The organism is Actinophytocola sp., from assembly GCF_035712165.1.
Lineage (GTDB): Bacteria > Actinomycetota > Actinomycetes > Mycobacteriales > Pseudonocardiaceae > DASYTH01.
The window spans coordinates 23095-45483 of record NZ_DASTBH010000432.1 but is presented as its reverse complement, the minus strand read 5'-3'; the positions used below and the strand labels follow the sequence as shown (position 1 = coordinate 45483).

At 69.1% G+C, this 22389-nt stretch carries 23 protein-coding genes and 1 tRNA gene; 9 read left to right on the top strand and 15 right to left on the bottom strand.

What is annotated here, in order from left to right; genetic code table 11:
* Positions 1–26: 26 nt before the first annotated feature.
* The 4 genes from VFO68_RS24090 to VFO68_RS24075 form a co-directional block, all read right to left on the bottom strand.
* The gene (locus VFO68_RS24090) at positions 27–920 is read right to left on the bottom strand and encodes a hypothetical protein (protein WP_325160642.1); all 894 of its coding nucleotides are present in this window, start codon (positions 918–920) and stop codon (positions 27–29) included.
* A 14-nt stretch (positions 921–934) separates the two neighbouring features.
* The gene (locus VFO68_RS24085; RefSeq protein ID WP_325160639.1) at positions 935–2560 is read right to left on the bottom strand and encodes a choice-of-anchor B family protein; all 1626 of its coding nucleotides are present in this window, start codon (positions 2558–2560) and stop codon (positions 935–937) included.
* A gap of 285 nt (positions 2561–2845) precedes the next feature.
* On the bottom strand, positions 2846–3241 hold the full coding sequence (locus VFO68_RS24080) for an STAS domain-containing protein (protein WP_325160638.1): 396 nt from the start codon (positions 3239–3241) through the stop codon (positions 2846–2848).
* Between the two features lie 44 nt (positions 3242–3285).
* A complete protein-coding gene (locus VFO68_RS24075; RefSeq protein WP_325160637.1) occupies positions 3286–3978 on the bottom strand; it encodes an HSP18 transcriptional regulator in 693 nt (230 codons plus the stop codon).
* A 100-nt stretch (positions 3979–4078) separates the two neighbouring features.
* Between VFO68_RS24075 and VFO68_RS24070 the strand changes: the two genes are divergently transcribed.
* Both VFO68_RS24070 and VFO68_RS24065 read left to right on the top strand, forming a co-directional pair.
* Positions 4079–4522, top strand: coding sequence for an Hsp20/alpha crystallin family protein (locus tag VFO68_RS24070; protein ID WP_325160636.1), 444 nt, complete (start codon positions 4079–4081; stop codon positions 4520–4522).
* Between the two features lie 44 nt (positions 4523–4566).
* Positions 4567–4836, top strand: coding sequence for a hypothetical protein (locus VFO68_RS24065; protein ID WP_325160635.1), 270 nt, complete (start codon positions 4567–4569; stop codon positions 4834–4836).
* Between the two features lie 211 nt (positions 4837–5047).
* Here VFO68_RS24065 and VFO68_RS24060 read toward each other — a convergent pair whose 3' ends face one another.
* From VFO68_RS24060 to VFO68_RS24050, 3 genes are all read right to left on the bottom strand, one after another.
* Positions 5048–5311, bottom strand: coding sequence for a hypothetical protein (locus VFO68_RS24060; protein WP_325160634.1), 264 nt, complete (start codon positions 5309–5311; stop codon positions 5048–5050).
* Between the two features lie 440 nt (positions 5312–5751).
* The gene (locus tag VFO68_RS24055; protein ID WP_325160633.1) at positions 5752–6258 is read right to left on the bottom strand and encodes a MarR family transcriptional regulator; all 507 of its coding nucleotides are present in this window, start codon (positions 6256–6258) and stop codon (positions 5752–5754) included.
* 125 nt (positions 6259–6383) lie between these two features.
* On the bottom strand, positions 6384–6860 hold the full coding sequence (locus tag VFO68_RS24050) for a nitroreductase family deazaflavin-dependent oxidoreductase (RefSeq protein WP_325160632.1): 477 nt from the start codon (positions 6858–6860) through the stop codon (positions 6384–6386).
* A 574-nt stretch (positions 6861–7434) separates the two neighbouring features.
* Here VFO68_RS24050 and VFO68_RS24045 point away from each other — a divergent pair.
* Positions 7435–8022: a TetR/AcrR family transcriptional regulator gene (locus VFO68_RS24045; protein ID WP_414635560.1), complete on the top strand. Its 588-nt coding sequence runs from the start codon at positions 7435–7437 to the stop codon at positions 8020–8022.
* Entirely contained in the window at positions 8019–9206 is a 1188-nt protein-coding gene (locus tag VFO68_RS24040; RefSeq protein WP_325160630.1) for an FAD-dependent monooxygenase, read from the top strand. Before VFO68_RS24045 ends, VFO68_RS24040 begins: the two co-directional genes overlap by 4 nt.
* Before the next feature lie 16 nt (positions 9207–9222).
* On the opposite strand, the gene VFO68_RS24035 is transcribed toward VFO68_RS24040, so the two are convergent.
* From VFO68_RS24035 to ltrA, 4 genes are all read right to left on the bottom strand, one after another.
* Positions 9223–10698 (bottom strand): hypothetical protein, encoded by a 1476-nt coding sequence (locus VFO68_RS24035; RefSeq protein ID WP_325160629.1) that lies wholly within the window; start codon positions 10696–10698, stop codon positions 9223–9225.
* Positions 10695–11558, bottom strand: a complete 864-nt coding sequence (locus VFO68_RS24030) for an ABC transporter ATP-binding protein (RefSeq protein WP_325160628.1) — start codon at positions 11556–11558, stop codon at positions 10695–10697. The genes VFO68_RS24035 and VFO68_RS24030 overlap by 4 nt, the downstream gene beginning before the upstream one ends.
* A complete protein-coding gene (locus VFO68_RS24025) occupies positions 11555–12136 on the bottom strand; it encodes a TetR family transcriptional regulator (RefSeq protein ID WP_325160627.1) in 582 nt (193 codons plus the stop codon). Before VFO68_RS24025 ends, VFO68_RS24030 begins: the two co-directional genes overlap by 4 nt.
* A 277-nt stretch (positions 12137–12413) precedes the next feature.
* Positions 12414–13721: a group II intron reverse transcriptase/maturase gene (gene ltrA, locus VFO68_RS24020; RefSeq protein WP_325160626.1), complete on the bottom strand. Its 1308-nt coding sequence runs from the start codon at positions 13719–13721 to the stop codon at positions 12414–12416.
* 671 nt (positions 13722–14392) lie between these two features.
* On the opposite strand from ltrA, the gene VFO68_RS24015 reads away from it, so the two are divergent.
* The 4 genes from VFO68_RS24015 to VFO68_RS24005 all read left to right on the top strand — a co-directional run bounded on the left by VFO68_RS24015 (position 14393) and on the right by VFO68_RS24005 (position 16623).
* Positions 14393–15058, top strand: coding sequence for a haloacid dehalogenase type II (locus VFO68_RS24015; protein ID WP_325160625.1), 666 nt, complete (start codon positions 14393–14395; stop codon positions 15056–15058).
* 187 nt (positions 15059–15245) lie between these two features.
* Complete coding sequence (locus tag VFO68_RS34330; protein ID WP_414635559.1) at positions 15246–15383, top strand: hypothetical protein; 138 nt, start codon at positions 15246–15248, stop codon at positions 15381–15383.
* 51 nt (positions 15384–15434) lie between these two features.
* Positions 15435–16028 carry a glycoside hydrolase family 15 protein gene (locus VFO68_RS34325; protein WP_414635558.1) on the top strand — a complete coding sequence of 198 codons (594 nt, stop codon included), beginning with the start codon at positions 15435–15437 and terminating at the stop codon, positions 16026–16028.
* A gap of 262 nt (positions 16029–16290) precedes the next feature.
* Entirely contained in the window at positions 16291–16623 is a 333-nt protein-coding gene (locus VFO68_RS24005) for a helix-turn-helix domain-containing protein (RefSeq protein WP_325160624.1), read from the top strand.
* A gap of 393 nt (positions 16624–17016) precedes the next feature.
* On the opposite strand, the gene VFO68_RS24000 is transcribed toward VFO68_RS24005, so the two are convergent.
* From VFO68_RS24000 to VFO68_RS23985, 4 genes are all read right to left on the bottom strand, one after another.
* Positions 17017–18072 carry a hypothetical protein gene (locus tag VFO68_RS24000; protein ID WP_325160623.1) on the bottom strand — a complete coding sequence of 352 codons (1056 nt, stop codon included), beginning with the start codon at positions 18070–18072 and terminating at the stop codon, positions 17017–17019.
* 163 nt (positions 18073–18235) lie between these two features.
* Positions 18236–18307 (bottom strand) — tRNA-Val (locus VFO68_RS23995).
* 6 nt (positions 18308–18313) lie between these two features.
* On the bottom strand, positions 18314–18778 hold the full coding sequence (locus VFO68_RS23990) for a peroxiredoxin (RefSeq protein WP_325160622.1): 465 nt from the start codon (positions 18776–18778) through the stop codon (positions 18314–18316).
* A 66-nt stretch (positions 18779–18844) separates the two neighbouring features.
* Entirely contained in the window at positions 18845–19276 is a 432-nt protein-coding gene (locus VFO68_RS23985) for a DUF3052 domain-containing protein (protein WP_325160621.1), read from the bottom strand.
* A 270-nt stretch (positions 19277–19546) separates the two neighbouring features.
* Here VFO68_RS23985 and aceE point away from each other — a divergent pair, with 270 nt between their 5' ends.
* Positions 19547–22312, top strand: a complete 2766-nt coding sequence (gene aceE, locus VFO68_RS23980) for a pyruvate dehydrogenase (acetyl-transferring), homodimeric type (protein WP_325160620.1) — start codon at positions 19547–19549, stop codon at positions 22310–22312.
* The last annotated feature ends 77 nt before the right edge of the window (positions 22313–22389 follow it).

Genomic DNA, 22389 nt, shown 5'->3' with positions numbered 1-22389 from the left:
AACTGGCTGCGGGTCAGCGGCCGTTGTCAGGTGACGAACATGGTGAACTCGGCCCGGTGGATCTGACCGCTCACGCTGAACTCGAGGAACAGGCGGTGTTCTCCGCGGTTGGCGAATTGGGCGGTGAAGGTCAGCTCCGGTCCGCCCGGGATGCTGTCGATCGCCTGGCCGACAGGGTGTTGGTGGTTCAGGCCCATGGTGAGTGAGTTGAACGCGGACAGGTGTGCGTAGGCGCCCAGGTATGGCTCGAGCGCCTCGACGGGTTTGCCGGCGCCGTCGGTGATGCGGAAGCGCAGCTGGTTGACCTTCTCGGCGGGCACCGCCGCCGTGCCGTCGGCCCGGCTCACGGTGTACCCGTCCACGCTCATGCTGGCCTCGGGCGCGGGCAGTGGGACGAACGCGGTGTCGCCGGGCACGACGAACGAGACCCCGAGCACGGTCGGGTGCGACAGGTTCTGGCGTCCTTTGGGGACGAACTCGGTGTAGAGCCGGTAGAACCCGCCGTCCGGCACCGAGATCGTGGTGCGCCAGCTGTCGCCGTCCAGCACCGGGTGCAGATGCTGGTACTGGCTCATGTCGTCGCGCAGCACATAGAAGTGCAGCATCTTGGTGTGCGGGGTCTCGTACCCCAGCTGCGGCCGGCCGGTGGGGTCGAGCACCCGAAACGTCACCGGCACGGCGGGGCCGCGTCCGGCTGGAGCCGTGATCAGCTCCAGCCGGAAGCCGTCCTGCACCTGCTTGAGCCCTTCGTCCTGGACCGTGGCACTCGGGGGCGGCATGGAGTGGGACTGGTGCCCACTGGCCGGCGGTCCCGGTCGCAGCATGAGGAACAGCGCCACACCGACGAACGCCACCGCGAAGGCGGCCATGACCGCGGTGACCGCACGGTTTCCCCGGCGTGGCACGAGTTCGGGCCCCATCACGTTCCCAATAATCAGAACTGCAGGACCCACGAGTCGACGAACCCGGTGTCCAGCCGGGCGGCGTCGCGCACCCGCAGCTTCCAGCTGCCGTTGGCGGCCTCGCTGGAGGCGTTGACCGTGTAGGTCTGGATGATGTTGTCCGCACTGCCGCCGGTGCGGTTGTGCAGGTTGTAGACGCTGCCGTCCGGCGCGACCAGGTCGACCACGAGGTCACCTCGGAAGGTGTGTTTGATGTCCACGCTGACCTGCAGCGTGGCCGGCGCATTGCCCGGTATCCCGGTCACCTGGATCAGGCTTTCCACAGTGGACACGTCGGGAATGGGGACGTCGGTGTCGTTGCGGAAGGAGTTGCCGGGTGGCGGCGTCTGGGTGAGGTTCGGCCGGACCACGACCAGACCCTGTTCGATGCCGTTGACGATGACGATCCCGCTGTTGAAGTAGGGGTAGTTGCTCCACGTGCCGTTGAACGCGGCATTGTTCCCCGCCGGGTAGATGTCGAAGAAGCCGACCTCGGTCAGCTGAGCGGACGCCACGTTGGTGATGTCCAGGATCCGCAGCCCAGCCTGGTAGTTGGACTGGAAGGACAGGTTCCCCTTGATGTACTGGTTGTGGTCGATCGCGGTGGCCGGTGAGCTGTAGGTGCCGATGTGCGCCGGACTGTTGATGTTCGCCAGATCCCAGATGTAGGTCCGGGTGTGCTTGTCGGTGCTGCGCGACTCGTCCAGTTCGTCGTCGAGCAGGAAGTAGCGCTGGTCCTCGGTCAGCCAACCCTGATGGGAGTACTGCGCCCCGCTGTAGGCGGCCCTGGCCAGCTGCACCGGGCTGGACTTGGTGGTCACGTCCACGATCGTCAGCGTGTCCTCGTTGGAGCTGAAGCACAGCTCCCGACCGGTGAAGCGGGTGTCCGGCCCCCGGTACACCACGCACTGCGTGTCGTGGGTGTAGCCGTCCTGGCTCACACACCCCGCACCGGTCGGCGACTTCGGGGACTGGATGTTCACCATGTGCGGGCCACCGCTGCAGGTGTTGGAGCCGACCGCGTAGGCGAACCCGGTCGCCTCGTTGATCGCGAGGTTGTGCGCGGGGCCGAACCCGGCGTAGTGCGCGTCCTCGGTGAACGTCTGCGGCGTGCTGACGTCGCGCAACCTGGTCAGGTCGAACACCTGCATCCCGTGGCCGGCGATCGCGTCCGCCACGATGAACGCGTGGTCGGCGAAGACCTTGATATCCCGCCACGAACTGCTGCCGCCATGCGACGGGAGATTGCCCAGATAGCGCGGCGAGGTCGGGGCACTGACATCGACGAACGCGGTGCCGTTGGTGCGGCCCACGATCGCATACTCCTTGCTCGTGGTCGGATCGGTCCAACCCCAGATGTCGTTTCCGTTGCCCCCGCCAATACTGGCCAGCGGGAGCACGGCCAGCAGATCGACATTGCGGCACGGGTAGATGTCAGCCATCCCGTTCTGACACGGGACCATCGCGCCCACCACCGGGGCTCTGCGCTCCGCCGGCTGGTGATCCGCCATGAACGCCTTGATGGCCGCTTTGCCCTCCGGTGTCTCCGGGTCATGAGCAGACGCCGGTGACACAGCCACCACACCGGCCACCACCGCGAACACGGCCAAGCTGGTCACACGCTTGAATACACGCACGAGGGCTCCTCTCGGAGTGCAGGGACGTGCGAAGGAAACGGCCGAACCGGCGCCGCCTGTGATCGACGCTAACCGGACAATCCCCTGCTCAACAGGTCCGTCCGGAGTGGGCCAAAGGAGTGAACGACACGGCGAACGCCCCAGGACCGACTGAGCAGCCGGCGACCCCTGGGGGGCGACCGGCGCGACCGTGATGATCATCGGCCGACAAGCCGCCCGACCCTGATCCGCCGTCCGACATCCGGGCTGCCGTCCACCCCGGCGTCCTCAGCGCGGCGGATCGGTGGGTGGTGCCAGGGCGGTGGGGATGTCGGGGTGGATGGCGAGCGTAGGGGCGATGCCGGTGATGTCGAGGGGGCGCAGGACCACGCGGCTGGTGGCCACGATCCGCAGCGGGGTGTGTTGGTCGATCGCGCGCTGGTTGGCGACGATGAGTTCGGCCACGCCGGAGGAGCCGAAGAAGGTGACGCCGGCAAGGTCGACGACGACGGGGTGTGGTGCGGCGACGTCGTTGTGGGCGGCGGTCAGTGCTTTGCGCACGGCCTCGGCGGTGGTCATGTCGATCTCGCCGGTGAACCGCACGATCAGGGCCAAGTCCCGGCGCTGATGTTCGACGGTGAGCGGCGGCGTGGTGCTGCCGTAGGGCTGCTGTGGGTCGATCATGTCGGGTTCCTCCCAACAACGCAGCGCAGTGCCGGTGGGCAGGGTCAGTGGGGCTGGCGGCGGTCGCGGACGCGGTGGCGGAGTTGGTCGACGTGGTCGGTGACCGATTTGACCCGGTTGGCCAGGTCGGTGTGGGTGTCGTCGAGCTGATCGCGGGTGTCGGCCAGCGGGGTGAGCAGGGCGGCCGGGTCGTTGTCGGCCAGAGCGTGGGTGAGCTGGTCGACCCGGTGTTGAGCCGGGCCGGACAGGCCTTGCAGGGCGCCGATCTGGCCGGCGAGTTGGCGCAGGGTGCTGGAGTTCTGGCGAGCCCAGGCGGCCACGGCCCGATCGCCGGCCCGTTTGGTGCGTTCGGCGCGCACCCGTTCCTCGCCGGTCTGCTCGCCGGTGGCGGAGGGCTGCAGGCGCAGGTAGCGGCGTTCAGCGGCTTGCCGGCTGGTCACCCCGAGCGCGGGCGCCAGCGTGGCCCAGCTGATCCCGAGGTGGCGGGCGGCGGTGATGAGCCGCGGCTCCCAGGCGGCCAGTTCCGCACGCAGCGAGCGCAGCACGGTCAAGGCAGCAAGCAGGTCTGCCGGGGCCGGCGCCGAAGAAGCCTGGCCAGTGGCGGGGTCGCCGAGCTCGGCGAGCACGGCATGGACGAGCGCAAGCGCTTCGACCGCACCCGGGTCGGTGGGGACGGGTCGGGTACGAAGCCGCTGGTCGGAGGTGTCGTGTTCGGCGGTGGTGTCGCCGTCACCCATCGCGTCGTCCTCTCGACGACCTTCCACTTGTCATCGGAACGACGACATGTTACAACTGGGGTGCGCGTTGACGCCAGACATCGAACCGAGGAGGGAAATCATGTTGATGCGCACCGACCCGTTCCGGGAGTTGGACCGGTTGACCCAGCAGGTCTTCGGCAACGCCGCCGCGGGTACCTGGTCACGACCCACGTCGATGCCGATGGACGCCTACCGCCGCGGTGATGAGTTCGTGGTCGCCTTCGACCTGCCGGGCGTGGCGGCCGAGGCGATCGAGCTGGACGTGGAGCGCAACGTGTTGACCGTCAAGGCCGAGCGGCGGCCCACGGTCACCGCCGACGATGTGGAGATGCAGGTCGCCGAGCGGCCGCTGGGGGTGTTCTCCCGCCAACTGTTCCTCGGCGACACCCTCGACGCCGACCACATCCAGGCCCACTACGACGCCGGCGTGCTGACGTTGCGGATTCCGATCGCCGAACGGGCCAAACCCCGCAAGATCACGATCACCGGCACGGACAACACCCCCAAGGAAATCAACGCCTGACCGCCCGGCGGCACCGCCCGCTGACAGTGCCCGGGGTGATCGTCATGCCCACACAGCAGTCCACCGACTCCGACGCGTTCCTCGCCATCGTGTGCGCCGACGCCGAACTGCTGCGCGCCGAGTTCGAGGCGATCATCAACGCCGGCTGGAACCCACCGCCCGTCACCCGGCCGGCCCGGCCGGTCCGACCACCCATCAGACCGGACCGGCCGGGCACCCGCCAGCAACCGTCCCATCCCCGATCCACCGACCGACGCAGCGACCACCTGTGGGAACGGCAACGTTCCCCTCCGCACGGCACAGCGGCACCGTGATCCACCGCTTCGAGCAGAAAGGCAGGTGATGAGCTGAACCCGATCGCACCAGGGACATGCTGCCGGGCCGCTCGCCACCCCTTCACCTGATCACGCGGCCACCATCGATGAGCCGCCCGCGCCAGATGGCGCACCACGCGACGGGCCGCGCCGGCAGCATCTCCCCCGGGTGGTGGCCCCGCGCCGGTCGGCCGGGGCCACCACCGCTCATTCACCGAAGATCGGCTACCCGTCTCCAGCCGTCCCATAACTGCTCATGCGTGGTGTGACGCAGCATGCCGAGCGCCAACTGGAGATCGAAGTCGTGAACCGCAAACCGTTGGCGCGGCCTCGGCACACCGCCGCTACTCCTGCCGCCAGTCGGACCGAAACCCCGGCGGGCACACACCAGGATCGCCGCGACCGTGGGCGTCACTGTCAGGTCGACGAACTCGTGCATCAGTCGCTTCGCCAGGTCCGCGACCGGCTCGACCATCGGTTCACCCCATCCCGCCGTCGCGCCTCTCGTCCGCCGGGTACTCGCTCATCTTGCGGGCAGCCAGCCGCAGTCGACCTGACGAGTTCCTGACAATGCGGCCCATGCGTGGCCGGCGGTGCTCGCCATGGACTACAAACGGCTTGGGCCGGCAGGCAACCAACGGCCGCGCGTCTCGTGGGGATCCCAGCCGACATCCCGGCACGGTTGTCGGGACAGTGCTCGTGCCAGGCGCTCGCGGGATCCACGCCCTCGGACGAGGCGCGCGCCTGCCGGCCCGACCAGGCCGGTGATCGGCATGTCATCACGAGGGACACCGCGGAACCTCGACGCGCCGAAGAGTAGAACCGAGGAAGGTTGCGCGGAACAATGGTTGCCATACGCAACGTCGATTGCCCGCTCCGGGTCGGCTGTCCGGCAATCGTCAGGTCCGCCGGGGTTTAGGCCCAGTCGGTGTCGTCGGCGTCGTAGGGGGATGCTGAGGCCGGGGGTTCGCCGCCGGCTTGGCTGAACGCGGTGAGTGCGCGGACCAGCCCGCGGCGGTGGGTTGCGGGCATGTTTTCCACGATGCGCGCGATCTCCTGCCGTCGGCGCCGGGCGACGTTGCGTACCAGTCGCCGGCCGGCGGGGGTCAGGCTGATCTGCATCTCGCGCCGCGAGTTCGGGTTGGTCTGCCGGTCGACCAGGCCCGCGGTGAGGAGCCGGTCAACGGCGCGGGTGGCGGTCGACGGGTTGACCCCCAGGTTCTCCGCGATACCGGCGATCTTCTGCTGGCCGCGTGCGTGCAACACCACCAGCAGCCGGAACTGCGGCAGCGTGATGCTGTCGTCCACCGCCGCGATCGACCGCGCGGACACCGCCACCAGCAGTCGCGAGGCGGTCAGGACCGCGTCGGTGACGGCGTCGACGTCATCGATCTCAGCCCCCTGGACCTTGGATTGCGGCATGGGGAAGTTGTACCTCATCGCGGGTCGGCAGGTGCCACGGCGATCACCGCGCAGGGCATGGTCGCCGAGTGCCGGCTTTGGGCCGGATCTGCGATCGGTCGTGGTGGACCCCGACGAATTTGTCACTACTTGGCTGGTGTGAACGCGATCGCGTGGACCCGGGCGGCGACCTCGGGCCAGTGCGGGTCGTCCTGGTCGGCCGGGAATCCGAGGGCGGGGGCGATGCGTCGCCAGGCATGGCGGTGTGCTTGCCGGTAGGAGAGCAGGACCTGAAGGGTGTCGGCGGGGTCGAGGAATCGGTGCTCGGGCCGCTGCCAGCGGTGCGCGCCCACGCGCAGTTCGATGGCCGGCGCGGCGCGCAGGTTGAGGTACCAGTCGGGATCCTTGCCCCAGGCGGCGATCACGACGACTTCGGGCGGTATCGGGGTGTGCCGGACGACCTCGGCCACCACCTCGCGCCGCGCCCCGGTGCGTCGGCCCCGGTGGGCGATGTAGACCAAGCGGTGGCCGAACAGCCATCCCAACCTGACCCGGTAGACCCAGATCGGGATCCGCAGCAGCCGTCGGAGCAGTCCGGCCGGCTTGCGATCCACGGAACTCACGAGGTGCACCCTTCCGCCGCGCTCGACTCAGCCGGACGCGGTCCGGCCGAGCAGTTGTCCAACCAGGTCGGATCGCGGGTTCGCTCCGGCTCGCCCAGTGTCACACAACAGACGCGACGGCGTACTCAGCTATTCGTGCTATGAACAATGTTTGTTATATGCATCTATTGTATCGCGCATGCAGGCCTGCTAGCTCGGCACAGGTCAGGTTCCCATGATCGCTGGATGGTGTCGGACCGCCGGCTTGGGGGCGAGCGTCCACACGCACGGGATCGCCGTGCTCGGACTGGCGGACGTAGGAACCACCGAACCGGCGGCCCAGCCGCCACAGGCTGCTCACCCAGTCAGCTCCTGTCGTGGATCGGGCGCCAGCCAGCCACCTCATGTTCTACCGCCCCCGCACCCGGTCCGGGGGCCGGAGTGGACATTGTCAGCAAGTCGCAAGGTGGTCGGCGACCCGGTCAGGGCTCGGTGGCGGAACACCACAGGAAATCCGGACGAACCGGAGTGGCCGCGGCCCATGAGTTTCGGTGTAGGCTCATAGTTGGGCGATCGCCCAGGGCGAACGACCAGGATGGTGGCGGTGGCGCGAACGGCGGCGGAGCGGGGTCGAGAGGTGCGCCAACAGCTCGTGGGTGCCGCGCGGGAGCTGATCGCCGAGCGTGGGTGGTCGGCGGTGAGCACCCGGATGCTGGCCGAGCGGGCCGGGGTGGCGCCGGGGTTGGTGCACTACCACTTCGCCTCGCTGCCGGCGTTGTTGACCGAGGCGGCGATCGGTGCCATGCGCAGCGCGGTCGAGGAGATCGGGCAGTTGCTTGATCAGGCCGGGACACCGGCACAGATGCTGGACCGCATGCTCACCGCGCTGGAGGTGCACACCGGGCGCGACCCCCTGTCGCTGCTGTTCACCGAGACCTACCTGGCCGCGACCCGCGATGACGACCTGCGCGCGGCGGTCAGCGGCATCGTCGTGGACCTACGGGACCGGCTGGCCCGGTGGCTGGGCGGGCACGGCATATCCGAACCGGAGCGGACCGCCGCGGTGCTGGCCGCGGCGATCGACGGGGTCGTGCTGCACCGGGCTCTGCAACCCGATCTCACCGCCCGGACGGTCGCGCCCATCTTGCGCGGAATCCTGCGAACGGAAGGTGAACGAGGATGAAGGTCGTGATCTGTGGCGCGGGCATCGGCGGGTTGGCCCTGGCTCACCAGCTTGACGCGCTGGGCTGGGAGGTCGTCCTGGTGGAGCAGGCACCCGGGCCGCGCGAGCAGGGCTACATGATGGACTTCTTCGGACCCGGTTACGACGCCGCCGAGGCGATGGGCGTGCTGCCCCGGCTGCGGGAACTCAGCTACCAGATCGGCGAGGCGTCCTATGTGGACGATGGGGGTCGGCGGCGGGCCGGGCTGGACTATGACCAGTTCACCCGGATCGCGCGGGGTCGGCTGATCAGCATCATGCGTCCCGACCTGGAGCGGGCGCTGCGCGAACACCTCGGCGGACAGGTCGATGCGCGGTTCGGCACCAGTGTGGCCGAGGTGGACAACCAGCCGGACCGCGTCCGCGTCGGGCTCACCGACGGCACCCGGCTCGACGCCGACCTGCTGGTCGGCGCCGACGGCATTCACTCGGCGGTGCGCGGTCTGGTCTTCGGCGCCGAAGAGCGTTTCCTGCGCTACCTCGGCTTGCACACCGCCGCGTACACGTTCACCGACAGCGAGATCCACCAGCGGCTACATGGCCGGTTCTGCCTGACCGACACCCTCGACCGGCAGGTCGGCCTGTACGGGCTGCGCACCGGCCTGGTCGCGGTGTTCACCGTGCACCGCTCGGCCGACCCCACCCTGCCGGCCGACCCCCGGGCCGCCCTGCGCGCCGAGTACGGCTCGCTGAACGGGATCGTGCCGCAGGCGCTGGCGCACTGCCCGCCCGGCGAGGACGTCTACTACGACCAGGTCGCGCAGATCGAACTGCCGCACTGGAGCCGCGGCCGGGTCACCCTCGTCGGCGACGCCTGCTACGCCGTGTCCCTGCTGGCCGGCCAGGGCGCGTCCCTGGCCGTTGCCGGCGCCTACCTGCTGGCCGACCAACTGGTCCGCACCGGCTCCGTCGAGGACGCGCTGCGCCGCTACGAACAACTCTGGCGACCCATCGTCACGCACCGGCAAACCGTCGCCCGCTCGGTGGCCCAGTGGTTCGTGCCACGCTCCCGGCTCCGCCGCCAGGTCCGCCGCACCGCGCTGCACCTCGCCCGGCTGCCCGGCGCCGACCGCTTCCTCGCCGCCGCCATGATCGGCAAGCCCACCACCGTCATCCAGGACCTGACGCAGCGGTCACCGCGTTGACCCGGCTCCTGGCCGGTCAGCCGCTGGCGAGGCGGCGCAGGGTGCGCCGGGCCAGCACGGCGATGGCGACCGCGGTGAGAACGGCGCCGGTGAGCAGGCCGAGCCAGGTGGGGTGCCACAGGGCGGTGACGGTCCAGTAGTACGGGACGGCCCGCAGCGGCCAGGCGGCCGGGTCGGCAAGCCACCACAGGGCCGGGGCGATGGCGGTGGGAAGCAGCGCGAGGATCTTCAGCCAGGCCAGGCCTTCGACCTTGTTGCCGGCCAGGGTGACGGTGGCCAGGGTGAGCAGCGGCGCCTGCGCGGCCGCCAGCAGCAGCGCGGGCGCCTGGGCCGGCAGGGTGGGCCAGGGTGCCAGCCCGCTGACCGGGACGGCGATGGCGAGCATGACCAGGGCGACGGCGGCGACCGCGGTGATCCGGTAGGTGAGGTAGCGGGGCAGGGTGACCGGGCTGGCCCGCAGGATGAGCACCTTGCGGTCGTCGAGGTCGTCGAGGATGAGCAGCGCGCCGACCATCCCGATGATCAACGGGACGTGCAGCACGACCAGCGCGGCCAGCAGCACCGGTTGATAGGGCACCAGGTCCAGACCGAACCGGCTGTGCAGATAGGTGGTCAGCGGCGGGTAGCCCAGCCGCAGCGCGAGCGCGAGCAGGATCGGCCCGGCCAGCACGATGACCAGCAGCGCGCTGCGCACGGTGGTACGCAGGTCGATGTGGATCAACGCACGCAGCCAGCCCGCCGGGTGGGATCCGGCCCGGCCGCGGCGGCTGCGCGGTGGGCGGGCCGGGCGCGGGCTGGTGAGCGCGCGGGCCAGGCGTCGCCGGGCCGCCACGGTGGCGATCACAGTCGCCAGCAGCAGGTAACCGGCCAGGGCCGTGGCCCGGAGGGGCGAGATCACCGTGGCCGGGTCGATGCCGAGGCGGATCAGGTCGGCCGCGCCGGTGGTGGGCACGAGGTAGCCCAGCGGATGGTCGACAAGGCCGGCCAGGTGGGCCAGTGGGACGGCCAGCAGCGGGATCAGCGGCAGCGGGGCGACGGTGAGGAATCCGGTGATGGACCGCTGCCCGGCCACGATCGCGACATTGAGCACCAGGAACAGCACGGCGAGCAGGCCCACGGCCGGCAGCAGCACCCCGAGGCCGGTGTCGGCCCGGCCGGCGGCCAGCGCGACCGGGACGGCCGAGAGCAGCGCCAGCCCGGTCAGCGTGGCCACCTTGACCGTGAGGTATTCGCCGAGCCGCAACGGGCTGACCGCCAGCGCCGCCAAGGCCCCCTCGCCGCGCTCGAACAGCACCAGCGCGGCGATGAAGAACGCGCCGAAGGTGGCGGTGTCCAGGGTCAGAATCATCGGCCCGGCAACGCGGGCCGCCGGCGCCGGCAGCGCCAGCAGCACCACCGTCCACACCACGGTCACCACCAGAGCGACGGCGGGGATGCGGTAGCGCCACTGCACCCGAAGCTCCAGCGCCAGGGCCGCAGCCTGGCGGGTCACAGCGCCCCACCGGTGACGGCGACGAACACCTCGTCCAGGGAGGCTTCGCGGGTGTGGATGGTCTCCACCTGGTGATCGCGCAGCAGCCGCGCGAAGACCGGATCGCGCCCGATGTCGGCGAGCGGGAACTCCTTGCGCTGCACCGTGTCCGCGTCGCGGTACTCGACCACCACACAGGGTTGACCGTGCGCGAGCCGGAAGTTGCGGGGCGTGTCGATGGCGGCGATGCGTCCGTCCACGAGGAACGCGACCCGGTCGCAGAGCTGCTCGGCGGTGGCCATGTCGTGCGTGGTGAGAAACACCGTGCGACCGAGTTCGGGCTGGCGGCCGATGAGCTCGCGAACCAGACCGGCGTGCACCGGATCCATCCCGGAGGTGGGTTCGTCCAGAAACAGCAACCGCGGCCGGTTCACCAACGCCCGGGCCAGATTCAGCCGCATCTGCATGCCCTTGGAGAACTCCCCCACCGCCCGGCCGGCCGCCCCGGCCAGGTCCACCGACTCCAGCAGCGTCCCGGGTTCCTCCGTCGGTCCCTGGTAGAGGCCGGCGAACGCGGCCAGGTTCTCCCGCGCGGACAGCCGGGAGAAATGTGCCGGCAGCTCGAAGGAGACCCCGATGTGCTCGTAGTAGTCCGCACCCCACCGGGCAACCGGGCGGCCCAACACGTCGGCCCGACCCTGATGGCCGCGCAGCAGCCCGGTCAGGATCCGCTGCGTGGTGGACTTGCCCGCCCCGTTCGGGCCGAGGAACCCGAAGATCTCCCCGGCGGCCACCGCGAACGAGATGCCCTGCACCGCATCGGTCGTGGCGCCGCGGTACCGCATCCGCAGCTCGTCCACCACGATCACCGGCGCCGTCATGACCGGTCCGTCAGGTCGCGCCGCAGCACCCGGAACGCCTCGTCGATCAACTCCGGCAACTCGCGCGCACCGCCGCTGGCCGCCCACTGCTCCAACGCGGTTGTCAACGCCGCCAGGCACACCGCGGCCAGCACCCGCACCCGCATACTCGGCGCCCCCTTGGCCAGGGCCTGCTCGAACAGTTCCCGGGTGGCGAACTGGTTCTCCCACAGCCGCGCCCGCAGCGCCGGCGTCCGCAGGATCAACTGAACCCGGCCCAGCAACGCCTCCCGATCCGCCGCGTAGATCGCGACCAGCCCCTGCCGCACCGCGGCGTGGATCCGCGCGATCGGATGCTCCGTACGCGGCCGGGCCCGGATCGCCTCGGCCAGCATCGGGTCGTACTCGTCACCGAGCACGACGTCCTCTTTGGTCGGGAAATACCGGAAGAACGTCATATGCGACACCCCGGCCGCCACCGCGATCTGCTCCACCGTCGTCGCCTCATACCCGTGCTCGGCGAACAACCGCAACGCCTGCTCCTGCAACCGCATCCGGGTCTGCGCCTTCTTGCGTTCCCGCCAGTCCGGTGCCGACACGACCCCTCCCGCTACATGTTAGTAGCTAACATATTAGCAACTAACATCACGGTGTGGAAGAGTGCCGCGGGCTTGCCGAGGCGTTGGGGAGGGTCGGGAGCTGGCGCGGTAGCATGGTCTGGCGGTAGGGCGCGAAGCCATTGATGCCCATCGGTTTCCCGCTGGGTTGTTCTTCTTCGCGGCCGTGGCCGGCCTGTTCCGTTTCCAGCTCCCGCCCGTCAAACCGTGCATGCGGTTCTCCCGCACACGGCTTACCGACGTTCTTCACCGGTGGCATTCAGCGTTTCCAGGCTCGGAAGGGCCTGGGTGGGACAACGATCCCATTGAGGCTGATCAGGCCCAGGTCGTTCGGGGAGAGCAGTACCTGGGTTATGCCCCATCCCCATGCTCGGCGGCGCTTGCCCCGCTTGGACAACCACAGCGCGAGCCGGGTCAGGGCGTAGTTCCTGATCTGGCCGAGCACCAGGGCGGAGTTCCCGTAGCGGAAGTATCCCGCCCAGCCGCGCAGGAACAGGTTGAGTTCCTCCACGATCTGCTCGACCGGCACCAGCAGCCGGGACCGGGCCGTAATGGTCCGAATCCGGTCCCGGGCGTGTTGGACTGCCCGACGTGCGGGCCAGCGGGCGAGGAAGATCAGATGTGCCGAGCGGGGAGTCCGACCGCGCACCAGCCGTTTGTGGAAGCCCAGGAAGTCCAGCCCCTGTCCTCCGTCGACCAGCTGCACGATGCGGGTCTTGGCGGCCTTGGGTTCCAACCCGAGGTCGTCCAGCAGGACCGTCAAGGCCGCCAAGGCGGCTTCGGCCTGCTCCCGTGACTGACACAGCACGACCAGGTCATCGCAATAGCGCACCAGCACCCCGTGCTCGCCCGTGTCCCATTCCCGGTCCAGCCGGTGCAGGTACACGTTGCACAGCAACGGCGATGCCGGACCACCCTGCGGGGTGCCGGACGCCTCGCGGTGCACGGTCCCGTCCTGCATCACTCCCGCCCGCAGCATCGCGCGCAGCAGTTTCAGGACGGCCTGGTCGCTGATGCGTTCCTCGACCGCTCGCATCAACTTCTCGTGACCAATCGCCGTGAAGCAGTTGGCGATGTCCGTTTCCACCACCCACCGCTTGCCCTGCCAGGACTCGTCAATGAGGACTTGCAGGGCATCGTGCGCCGAACGCTTGGGGCGAAACCCGAAGCTGCACGGCAGAAAGTCGGCTTCGAAGATCGGCTCGAGCACGATCTTCACCGCCGCTTGCACGATGCGGTCACGGACCGCAGGAATCGACAACGGACGCTGCTCGGTCGTGCCGGGCTTGGGGATCAACACCCGCCGCGCCGGCAACGGCCGCCACCGTCCCGTCCTCAACTCCTCGGCCACTTCGTCCAGGAGCCGCTCAACGCCGTACTCCTCGACATCATCCAGGGTGGTTCCGTCGATGCCCGGTGCACCATCGTTACGGCGCACCGCCACCCACGCCCGCCACAAGACGTCTCTGCGATAGACCTTGTCCCGCAGCGCATGAAACCGTCGTCCCGGATCGGCCTTGGCCGCCCGGTACAGCGCATGCTGCAAGGCACGAACCGGATCCCGCACCGGGGATCTCCTCGCGGTGGAACTAGCCGAAACGGCACTCACCGGGCCCCTCCATCACAACACCACGCATGAACGAAGCAGCGGCCCTTCCCTCACCGACGGTTATGTTGTCCGCACGGCTCGATCGGTACTACGACCGCCTCCGACTCCCTCCCAGCACCCGATCCACTTCCCGGCTCCACACCGGTTATAGGACCAGACTTGTCCACGCCACTCGCAGGGCGTTTCAGCCGGGGAGGGCCTCTCCAGTTCCCGCCGTTACTGTCTGCACGTTCCGCGCCCTCTTACGCCGGGGAGTCCTTCGCGGCTGCGCTTTCAGGATCTTCACCGCTTCCATGGCCTTCGCCGTGAGCCGCACGGCTCGGCTCTCCCTCAATGTCTAACGACGCGGCAGGCTTCGCTATCTGCTACAGACCGCACAGTTGCTTCCCCCAACGGGGCTTTCGACGCTGGGCTTCGACCCGACCCGTTTCCAGACCAGACCGCCAGCCTGCTACCGGGCTCCCTGACGACTACCCGGACCGGACTCACACCGGCAAGCAACGACGAGCTTCAGACCAGGTCACAACCGCTGGACGATCACCTCCTGATCACTGGACGCACCAGCTGGAGTACTAACACGGCCGGACCGACGGGTAACATGCCGGGCCAGGCGGGGAAAGGGGAATGCGATGCCGTCGGTGGTCGTCTTCGACGTCAATGAGACGCTGTCGGACATGGCCCCTATGGCCGACCGGTTCAACCAGGTCGGCGCGCCCAGTCTGCTGGCGAAGGTGTGGTTCGCCGCCCTGCTGCGCGACGGGTTCGCGCTGACCGCCGCCGGAGCCCAGGAACGCTTCGCCGTCCTCGCCGCCGGCCAGTTGCGCACCGTGCTCGCCGGGGTGGAGCTGGACCGGCCGGTTGACACCGCCGTCGCGCACATCCTGGACGGGTTCACCCACCTGCCGGTGCACCCCGACGTCCCGGACGGAGTGCGCGCCCTGCGCGCCACCGGCCGGCGCCTGGTCACCCTCACCAACGGCGCCGCCGACATCGCCGAGCAGCTGCTGACCAGAGCCGGCGTCCGCGCCGAGTTCGAGCACCTGTTGTCGGTCGAACAGGCCCCGGCCTGGAAACCTGCCCGCGCCGCCTACGAATACGCCGCGACCGCGTGCGGCACGCGGCCGGCCGACCTGCTGCTGGTCGCCGTGCACCCCTGGGACATCGATGGCGCCGCCCGCGCCGGACTGCACACCGCGTGGCTCAACCGCACCCACGCCCGCTACCCCGACTACTTCACCCCACCCGAGCACACCGTGGCCACCGTCGGCGAACTGGCCGACCGGCTTGCCGGGTAGCCCTCACCCGCGCGCTGGCATCGCCGGGCGCGGTTGCTCGGGGCACCCGTTTGAGGGCGGCTCGCCGGGTGGCCGGTCGGGTGTGGCTGAAAGGCCCACCGGTCACCGCCTCGAGTCGACGGATGCCGGGGGTGTGACCGGTGGGCCTCGATTGACGACGGGTCAGCCATTGGCCGAAACCCGGACAATGCGCTGCAGCTGCGTCGCGGAGTTCACCGTGGCCGAAGGTGACCGGGTGGGGCTGCGACTGGCCTGGCGCGGGCTGCACCAGCCCGACCCCGCCGACCTCGACGCCGCCGTGCCGATGCGGGGCACCGAGCGCTAGTGGCAGCGGTGGGTCGACCGATGCCGCTACACCGGTGCCTACCGGGATCAGGTGGTGCGCTCGCTGGTCACCCCTCAAGGCGCTCGGGTACGCACCCAGCGGCGGCATCGCCGCCGCCGCGACCACCTCCCTGCCCGAGCGGCTTGGTGGGTCGCGCAACTGGGACTATCGCTACTCTGCTGGATCCGCGATGCCACCTTCACCCTCATGGCGTTGCTCGACGCCGGCTACGAGCGCGAGGCCGCGGCCTGGCGCGAATGGCTGGTGCGGGCCGTGGCCGGTGATCCCGCACGGATGCCGATCATGTACGGCGTGCCGGGCGAACGCCGGCTGCCGGAGTTCGAGCTGCCCTGGCTGCCCGGATACGCCGGCTCAACCCCGGTGCGGGTCGGCAACGCCGCCTCCCGACAGTTCCAGCTCGACCCACTTGCTCATCGCGGCCGGCGGCCGCGGTGGGCCAGCGCCACCCGCAGCAACCGCGACTCGGTGATCACCCCGACCGGCTGCCCACCGACCAGCATCGCGGCCAGCAGACAACGCAACCGGGCGATCACCGCAGCCAACTCCGGCGCCTGGGCCGGTACCAGGACGGCGACCCGCTTTCCGCTCAGCGTTTTGGCGATCCGGTCGGCCATCGATCGTTGAGTGCTCCGGCCTGACCGGAACGTCCCGCCACATAGCCGGGCCCCAGAACCGCGCCCACATCCGGCCGATCCTGCCGCGTTGCGTGTGCGCCGCCGAAGACGTGTCCGCGCGATGCGGTAGCCAAGCAGCATGTGGCACGAAATTCGCCACAATCGCGCCACTGCGCTGATGCCGGAGGTCGGACGCGGTGTGGGTGAAGTCGAGTCCCCCTGCGACGCGGCCACACTCTGCGTGTCGGTTGGCATCGACAATCCATGCGGGGATGCTCGAAGTAGATGTCCACGCCAATCCGGCGGTTCGTGAGCATCCAACCGACACGGCGCGCCTCCCCAAGCGCACCACTCTTGGGAAGGCGGAACCGGTGACCGTGAAAACCCGGCGAGCGAGTAATCGCGCCAAGGGCAACATCCAGGCAGATGTACCTCGACTCGCCTGGACAGTTCGCGAATTCGCGGCCGCGATTGGCGTCAACTATCAGACGGCATTGCGGATGGTGCACCAGGGGAAGGTCGGGCACTTCAAAGCCGGAGGCGAGTTCCGCATACCGCACAAAGAGATCGAACGACTTCTCGCCGAGGCGTCCCAGCAGAGATAGCAGTCGGGTCTACCCACCAAACCCGATTCTCCGCCGTCGAAGACATTTTCCACCGCAGCCGTATAGACGGCTTTCGCCGCTACCGAAGCCGCATTGCTCCCGCGGTCACTCGAATATGCGCCGAGGCAGGATGCAGGATTCGCGAGCACGCGGCATGGGCGAGGTGTGCCCTCTCGCACAACATCACCGGGAGTCGATTTCACCTAGGAGACCCAAATTGTTGCTTACAACGATCTCCGGCGCGCCCGCCGCGACGCCATGAGCAGGCCACCGCTTCCGCTCGGCACGCATGGTGACATTCGTGTCAGGCGCCTTGGCCCGAAGCGGTACGAAGCTCGATGTCAGTTCCGCGCGCGTAACGGCGCGACCAGCACACCGTCAGCCAGCGGTGAATCAGCCGCGGCCGCCAAGCGTGCGCTGAAGGAGAAACTGACGAAATACAAGGTCACCGCGAGGAAAGGAAAGATCAACCGCGACACGCGATTCACCGATGCCGCCAAGATCTACTTGGACAACGTGAAGCACCAGGTCGACCAGCGGCGCATGTCGCCGAACACCCGCCGTTCCTACGTGTCCATCCTCAAGACCGTCGAGAGCTACCTCGGCGACATGCGGATGGGTGAGCTCGAGGAGGCGGTCGACGTCGTCGACGAGACGATTAAAGACATCAACCTCACGATGAGCTACGAGAGCGCGAAGAAGGCTCGCACCGTCATCTCCGGGATCTGCCAACTCGCCATCCGTCGTCGTGCCATCACCAGCAACCCGGTGCGCTCCATCGAGGCACTGACCCGGGGCCACGATCTCACCGACGACGATGACGAGACCGCGGACACCAGCGGCGTGCCGGCGATGACCGAGGACGAGATCCAGGACATGTTCGGCGGGCTGGAGGAGTTCTGCCAGCAGAAGGTCGACGAGACCGACCGGCTCGGCCGGCGGCTGGGCAAGCGCGGCGCGGTCTGGACCGACCTGCCCGACCTGGCCGAGGCGAGCCTGTCCACCGGGACCCGGCTCGGCGAGACGCTCGCCCTGAGCGGCACCGACGTCCAATGCCACACCGATCCCGACACCGGCAAGCCCTTCGTCGCGGTCCACATCAACGCCCACCTCGTCGACGACAGCGGCAAAGACATCCGCCGGGTACCTGGCCGCAAGAGCAAGCGGCCCGGCATCCTGGTGCGCGTGCCGAACTGGTCGGAGGCGATGTGGCTGCGCCGCAAGGCCGCCGCCGGCCAAGGCCCCCTCTTCCCTTCCGTGGGCGGCGGCTGGCTCGACCAGACCAACTGCAACAAGCGCCTGCGGACCGCCCTCGACGCCGCCGGGTTCGAGTGGGTCACCGCGCGGGTGTGGCGCAAGACCGTCGGCACGCTCATGCGCCAGGCCGGACGCAGCTCCGAGGACATCGCCGAGCAACTCGGCAACACCCGTGCGGTCGCCGAGAAGCACTACATCGCCCCACCCACCATGACCCACACCGGCGCCGAAGCCCTGGAGAAGATGATCAATCCGCGGCGCGCGGGCACGGGGTTTTCCGACGGTAAACCGACGGTTCGGGCCAAAAAAGGTTCGAGTCTCACCCCCGAAAACGGGGTCCTACCTGCGGAAACGGTGGGCGCAGCAGGATTTGAACCTGCGACCGCTCGGGTGTAAACCGAGTGCTCTTCCGCTGAGCTATGCGCCCTGTGGGTCAGGGGGTGATGGTGGCGATGGCCTTCTTCCAGGCGGTCTGGTCGCGGGCTTCACCCGGCTGGTTGACTTCGGCGAACCGGACGACGCCGGTCTTGTCGACCAGGAACGTGCCGCGGTTGGCGAGGCCGGCCTTCTCGTTGAACACGCCGTAGGACTGGGCTACGGCACCGTGCGGCCAGAAGTCGGCCAGCAGCGGGAACTTGTAGCCCTGCTGGTCGGCCCATGCCTTGAGGGCGAACGGGGAGTCGACCGAGATGCCCAGCACCTGCACGTTGGCGTCGCTGTACTCGGACAGCTCGTCGCGCAGCTGGCACAGTTCGCCCGTGCAGACGCCGCTGAACGCGAACGGATAGAAGACCAGCAACACGTTCTTGTCGCCCTGGAACGAGGACAGGGTGACCTGCTGCTTGTTGTAGTCGCTCAGGGTGAAGTCCGGGGCCTTCGAGCCGACCTCGACTGCCATGCGAGCCTCCTGGGAATTGCCGTCCGGGTTCTCCGGTCAGCCTAGGGCACCCAGGTGATCGGGCGGTCAGCGCTTGGACTTCGCCGACTTGGGCGCCACCAGCCTGGTGGCGGACCAGTCGTCACCCACACTGGCGGTCGAGGTCTGGGCGAGGCCCGCGGTCGGGACCGCCTCGGCGATCTCGCTCGGCTCGACATGGCCGTCGCGACCGGTCTTCGGAGTGAGCACCCAGATCACGCCGTTGTCGGCCAGCGGACTGATGGCGTCCATCAAGGCGTCGACCAGGTCGCCGTCATCCTCGCGCCACCACAGCAGTACGACGTCGACGACGTCGTCAGCGTCCTCGTCGAGGAGGTCACCGCCGATCTTCTCTTCGATCGCGGCCCGCACGTCGTCGTCGACGTCCTCGTCCCAGCCGATCTCCTGGACAACCATGTTGGGTTCGATCCCAAGCCTTTCGGCGACACCGACCTTGCCGGCGTCTTCCGCGGCGACCACGGCCTGCTCCTCCTCCTACACCTTGAGCGAAAAACGGTCTTGCGACAGCGAACACTGGTAGTGGCCACCTGCGCAACCGTCCAACCGCCGACACGCCGGAACTCGTGCCGCGGTCGCTGATGGTGCCCCTACCGGTGGGTAGGGATGACGGCGGCGGCGATCACGGTGACGATAGTGGGCAGCGCGCGACCCGAGTGCCCGGACCGACCCCGGCGGGGGTACCGGCCCGGGCAGTAACGTGGGACGAAAGACCAGGTAATGGAGATCCCGTTGGCTACCAAGAGCAGTTCCAGCGGTCCGGAGCGGGTGCGGGTCATCCGCGACGGTCTCGCCGCCTATCTGCCGGACATCGACCCGGAGGAGACCGCCGAGTGGCTGGAGTCCTTCGACCACGTGGTGCGGGACGGGGGGCAGCAGCGCGCGCGGTACCTGATGCTGCGGCTGCTGGAACGGGCCCGCGAGAGTCGGGTCGGCGTACCGGCGCTGACCAGCACGGACTACGTCAACACCATCCCGACCGACCGGGAGCCGTGGTTCCCCGGCGATGAGGAGGTGGAGCGCCGGTACCGGGCGTGGATCCGGTGGAACGCCGCGATGACGGTGCACCGCGCCCAGCGTCCGGGGGTCGGCGTCGGCGGCCACATCTCCACCTACGCCTTCTCCGCCGCGCTCTACGAGGTCGGTTTCAACTGGTTCTTCCGGGGCAAGGATCACCCGGGCGGGGGCGACCAGATCTACATCCAGGGCCATGCTTCGCCCGGTATCTACGCCAGAGCCTTTCTGGAGGGACGCCTGTCGGCCGACCAGCTCGACGGGTTCCGGCAGGAGCTGTCCCATTCCGGCCCGGGCGGCGGGCTGCCGTCCTATCCGCACCCGCGGCTGATGCCGGACTTCTGGGAGTTCCCGACCGTCTCCATGGGCCTCGGCCCGATGAACGCGATCTTCCAGGCACGGTTCAACCGGTACCTGCGCGACCGGGGGATCAAGGACACCTCCGACCAGCACGTGTGGGCGTTCCTCGGCGACGGCGAGATGGACGAGCCGGAGTCGCGCGGCCTGATCCACGTCGCGGCCAACGAGGCCCTGGACAACCTGACCTTCGTCATCAACTGCAACCTGCAGCGGCTGGACGGCCCGGTCCGGGGCAACGGCAAGATCATCCAGGAGCTGGAGGCGTTCTTCCGCGGCGCAGGCTGGAACGTGATCAAGGTGATCTGGGGCCGGGAGTGGGACGCCCTGCTGCACGCCGACCGGGACGGCGCGCTGGTCAACCTGATGAACACCACCCCGGACGGCGACTACCAGACCTACAAGGCCAACGACGGCGCGTTCGTGCGCGAGCACTTCTTCGGGCGGGACCCCCGCACCAAGGAGTTGGTCGCGCCCATGACCGACCAGGACATCTGGAACCTCAAGCGCGGCGGCCACGACTACCGCAAGGTGTACGCGGCCTACCAGGCGGCCACCGAGCATCACGGCCAGCCGACCGTGATCCTTGCCAAGACCATCAAGGGTTACGGCCTCGGCCCGCACTTCGAGGCCCGCAACGCCACGCACCAGATGAAGAAGATGGCGCTCGGCGACCTCAAGCTGTTCCGGGACACGCTGCGCGTCCCGATCTCCGACGCCGACCTCGAGAACGACCCGTACCTGCCGCCCTACTACCACCCGGGCCCGGACGCGCCGGAGATCCAGTACCTGCTGGAGCGGCGCCGCCAGCTCGGCGGGTTCGTGCCGGAGCGGCGCGGCAAGTCCAAGGCGTTGGTGCTGCCCGGGGACAAGGTCTACGACGTGATCCGGCGCGGCTCCGGCAAGCAGGAGGTCGCCACCACGATGGCGTTCGTCCGGCTGGTCCGGGACCTGGCCAAGGACCCGGAGATCGGCTCGCGGCTGGTGCCGATCATCCCGGACGAGGCGCGCACGTTCGGCATGGACTCGATGTTCCCGAAGCAGAAGATCTACAACCCGCTCGGCCAGCTCTACACCTCGGTGGACGCCTCGCTGATGCTGTCCTACCAGGAGAGCGAGCAGGGTCAGATCCTGCACGAGGGGATCAACGAGTCCGGCTCGTCCGCGTCGTTCATCGCGGCCGGGTCCTCCTACGCCACGCACGGCGAGCCGATGATCCCGGTCTACATCTTCTACTCGATGTTCGGCTTCCAGCGCACCGGCGACAACCTGTGGGCCGCGGCCGACCAGATGACCCGTGGGTTCCTGCTCGGCGCGACGGCCGGGCGGACCACGCTGACCGGCGAGGGGCTGCAGCACGCCGACGGGCACTCGCTGCTGCTCGCCGCGACCAACCCGGCGGTGATCGCCTACGACCCGGCCTGGTCGTTCGAGATCGCGCACATCGTGCGGGACGGCCTGCGCCGGATGTACGGCGAGCAGGCCGAGGACATCTACTACTACCTGACCGTCTACAACGAGCCGTACGTGCAGCCGGCCGAGCCCGAGGACCTGGACGTCGAGGGTCTGCTGCGCGGGCTCTACCGGTACCGGCCGGCCGGCGACGGTCCCGGCCCGGTGGTGCAGATCCTGACCTCCGGGGTGGCGATGCCCGCGGCCCTCAAGGCGCAGCAACTGCTGGCCGACGACTGGCAGGTGCGGGCCGACGTCTGGTCGGCGACGTCCTGGTCGGAGTTGCGCCGGGAGGCGGTCGAGGTGGACCGGCACAACCTGCTGCACCCCGAGGCCGAGCCGCGGGTGCCGTACGTGACTGCGGTGCTGGCCGGCACCGAGGGCCCGGTGGTGGCGGTCTCGGACTGGATGCGCGCGGTGCCGGACCTGATCCGGCCCTGGGTGCCGACCGACATGGTCAGCCTGGGTACGGACGGGTTCGGGTTCTCCGACACCCGCCCGGCCGCCCGGCGGCACTTCCTGGTGGACGCCGAGGCGGTCGCGGTCGGCGCGCTGGCCGCGCTGGCCCGGCAGGGCGCCGTGGAGCAGGCCGCGGTCATCGACGCCGCCCGCAAGTACCGCATCGACGACGTGTCCGCGGCCGGGCCGCAGACCTCCGATCCCGGAGTCGCGTAGCACGCCGCGTTTGCCGGCTGGGCAACAACGGGAAACCGTCCGGTGAGGACTGTCCTGGTTGGACGGAATTTGTACCA

Excerpts from the sequence above, each read along its gene's own strand:
- VFO68_RS24080 (WP_325160638.1), bottom strand. The coding sequence starts at position 3,241 with ATGATCGACCCACAGCAGCCCTACGGCAGCACCACGCCGCCGCTCACC.
- VFO68_RS24065 (WP_325160635.1), top strand. The coding sequence starts at position 4,567 with ATGCCCACACAGCAGTCCACCGACTCCGACGCGTTCCTCGCCATCGTG.
- VFO68_RS24015 (WP_325160625.1), top strand. The coding sequence starts at position 14,393 with ATGCCGTCGGTGGTCGTCTTCGACGTCAATGAGACGCTGTCGGACATG.
- VFO68_RS24040 (WP_325160630.1), top strand. The coding sequence starts at position 8,019 with ATGAAGGTCGTGATCTGTGGCGCGGGCATCGGCGGGTTGGCCCTGGCT.
- VFO68_RS24060 (WP_325160634.1), bottom strand. The coding sequence starts at position 5,311 with ATGGTCGAGCCGGTCGCGGACCTGGCGAAGCGACTGATGCACGAGTTC.
- VFO68_RS34330 (WP_414635559.1), top strand. The coding sequence starts at position 15,246 with ATGCGCTGCAGCTGCGTCGCGGAGTTCACCGTGGCCGAAGGTGACCGG.
- VFO68_RS24090 (WP_325160642.1), bottom strand. The coding sequence starts at position 920 with ATGGGGCCCGAACTCGTGCCACGCCGGGGAAACCGTGCGGTCACCGCG.
- VFO68_RS24030 (WP_325160628.1), bottom strand. The coding sequence starts at position 11,558 with ATGACGGCGCCGGTGATCGTGGTGGACGAGCTGCGGATGCGGTACCGC.
- VFO68_RS24075 (WP_325160637.1), bottom strand. The coding sequence starts at position 3,978 with ATGGGTGACGGCGACACCACCGCCGAACACGACACCTCCGACCAGCGG.
- VFO68_RS24055 (WP_325160633.1), bottom strand. The coding sequence starts at position 6,258 with ATGCCGCAATCCAAGGTCCAGGGGGCTGAGATCGATGACGTCGACGCC.
- VFO68_RS24070 (WP_325160636.1), top strand. The coding sequence starts at position 4,079 with ATGTTGATGCGCACCGACCCGTTCCGGGAGTTGGACCGGTTGACCCAG.
- VFO68_RS24045 (WP_414635560.1), top strand. The coding sequence starts at position 7,435 with ATGGTGGCGGTGGCGCGAACGGCGGCGGAGCGGGGTCGAGAGGTGCGC.
- VFO68_RS24005 (WP_325160624.1), top strand. The coding sequence starts at position 16,291 with ATGCTCGAAGTAGATGTCCACGCCAATCCGGCGGTTCGTGAGCATCCA.
- VFO68_RS23990 (WP_325160622.1), bottom strand. The coding sequence starts at position 18,778 with ATGGCAGTCGAGGTCGGCTCGAAGGCCCCGGACTTCACCCTGAGCGAC.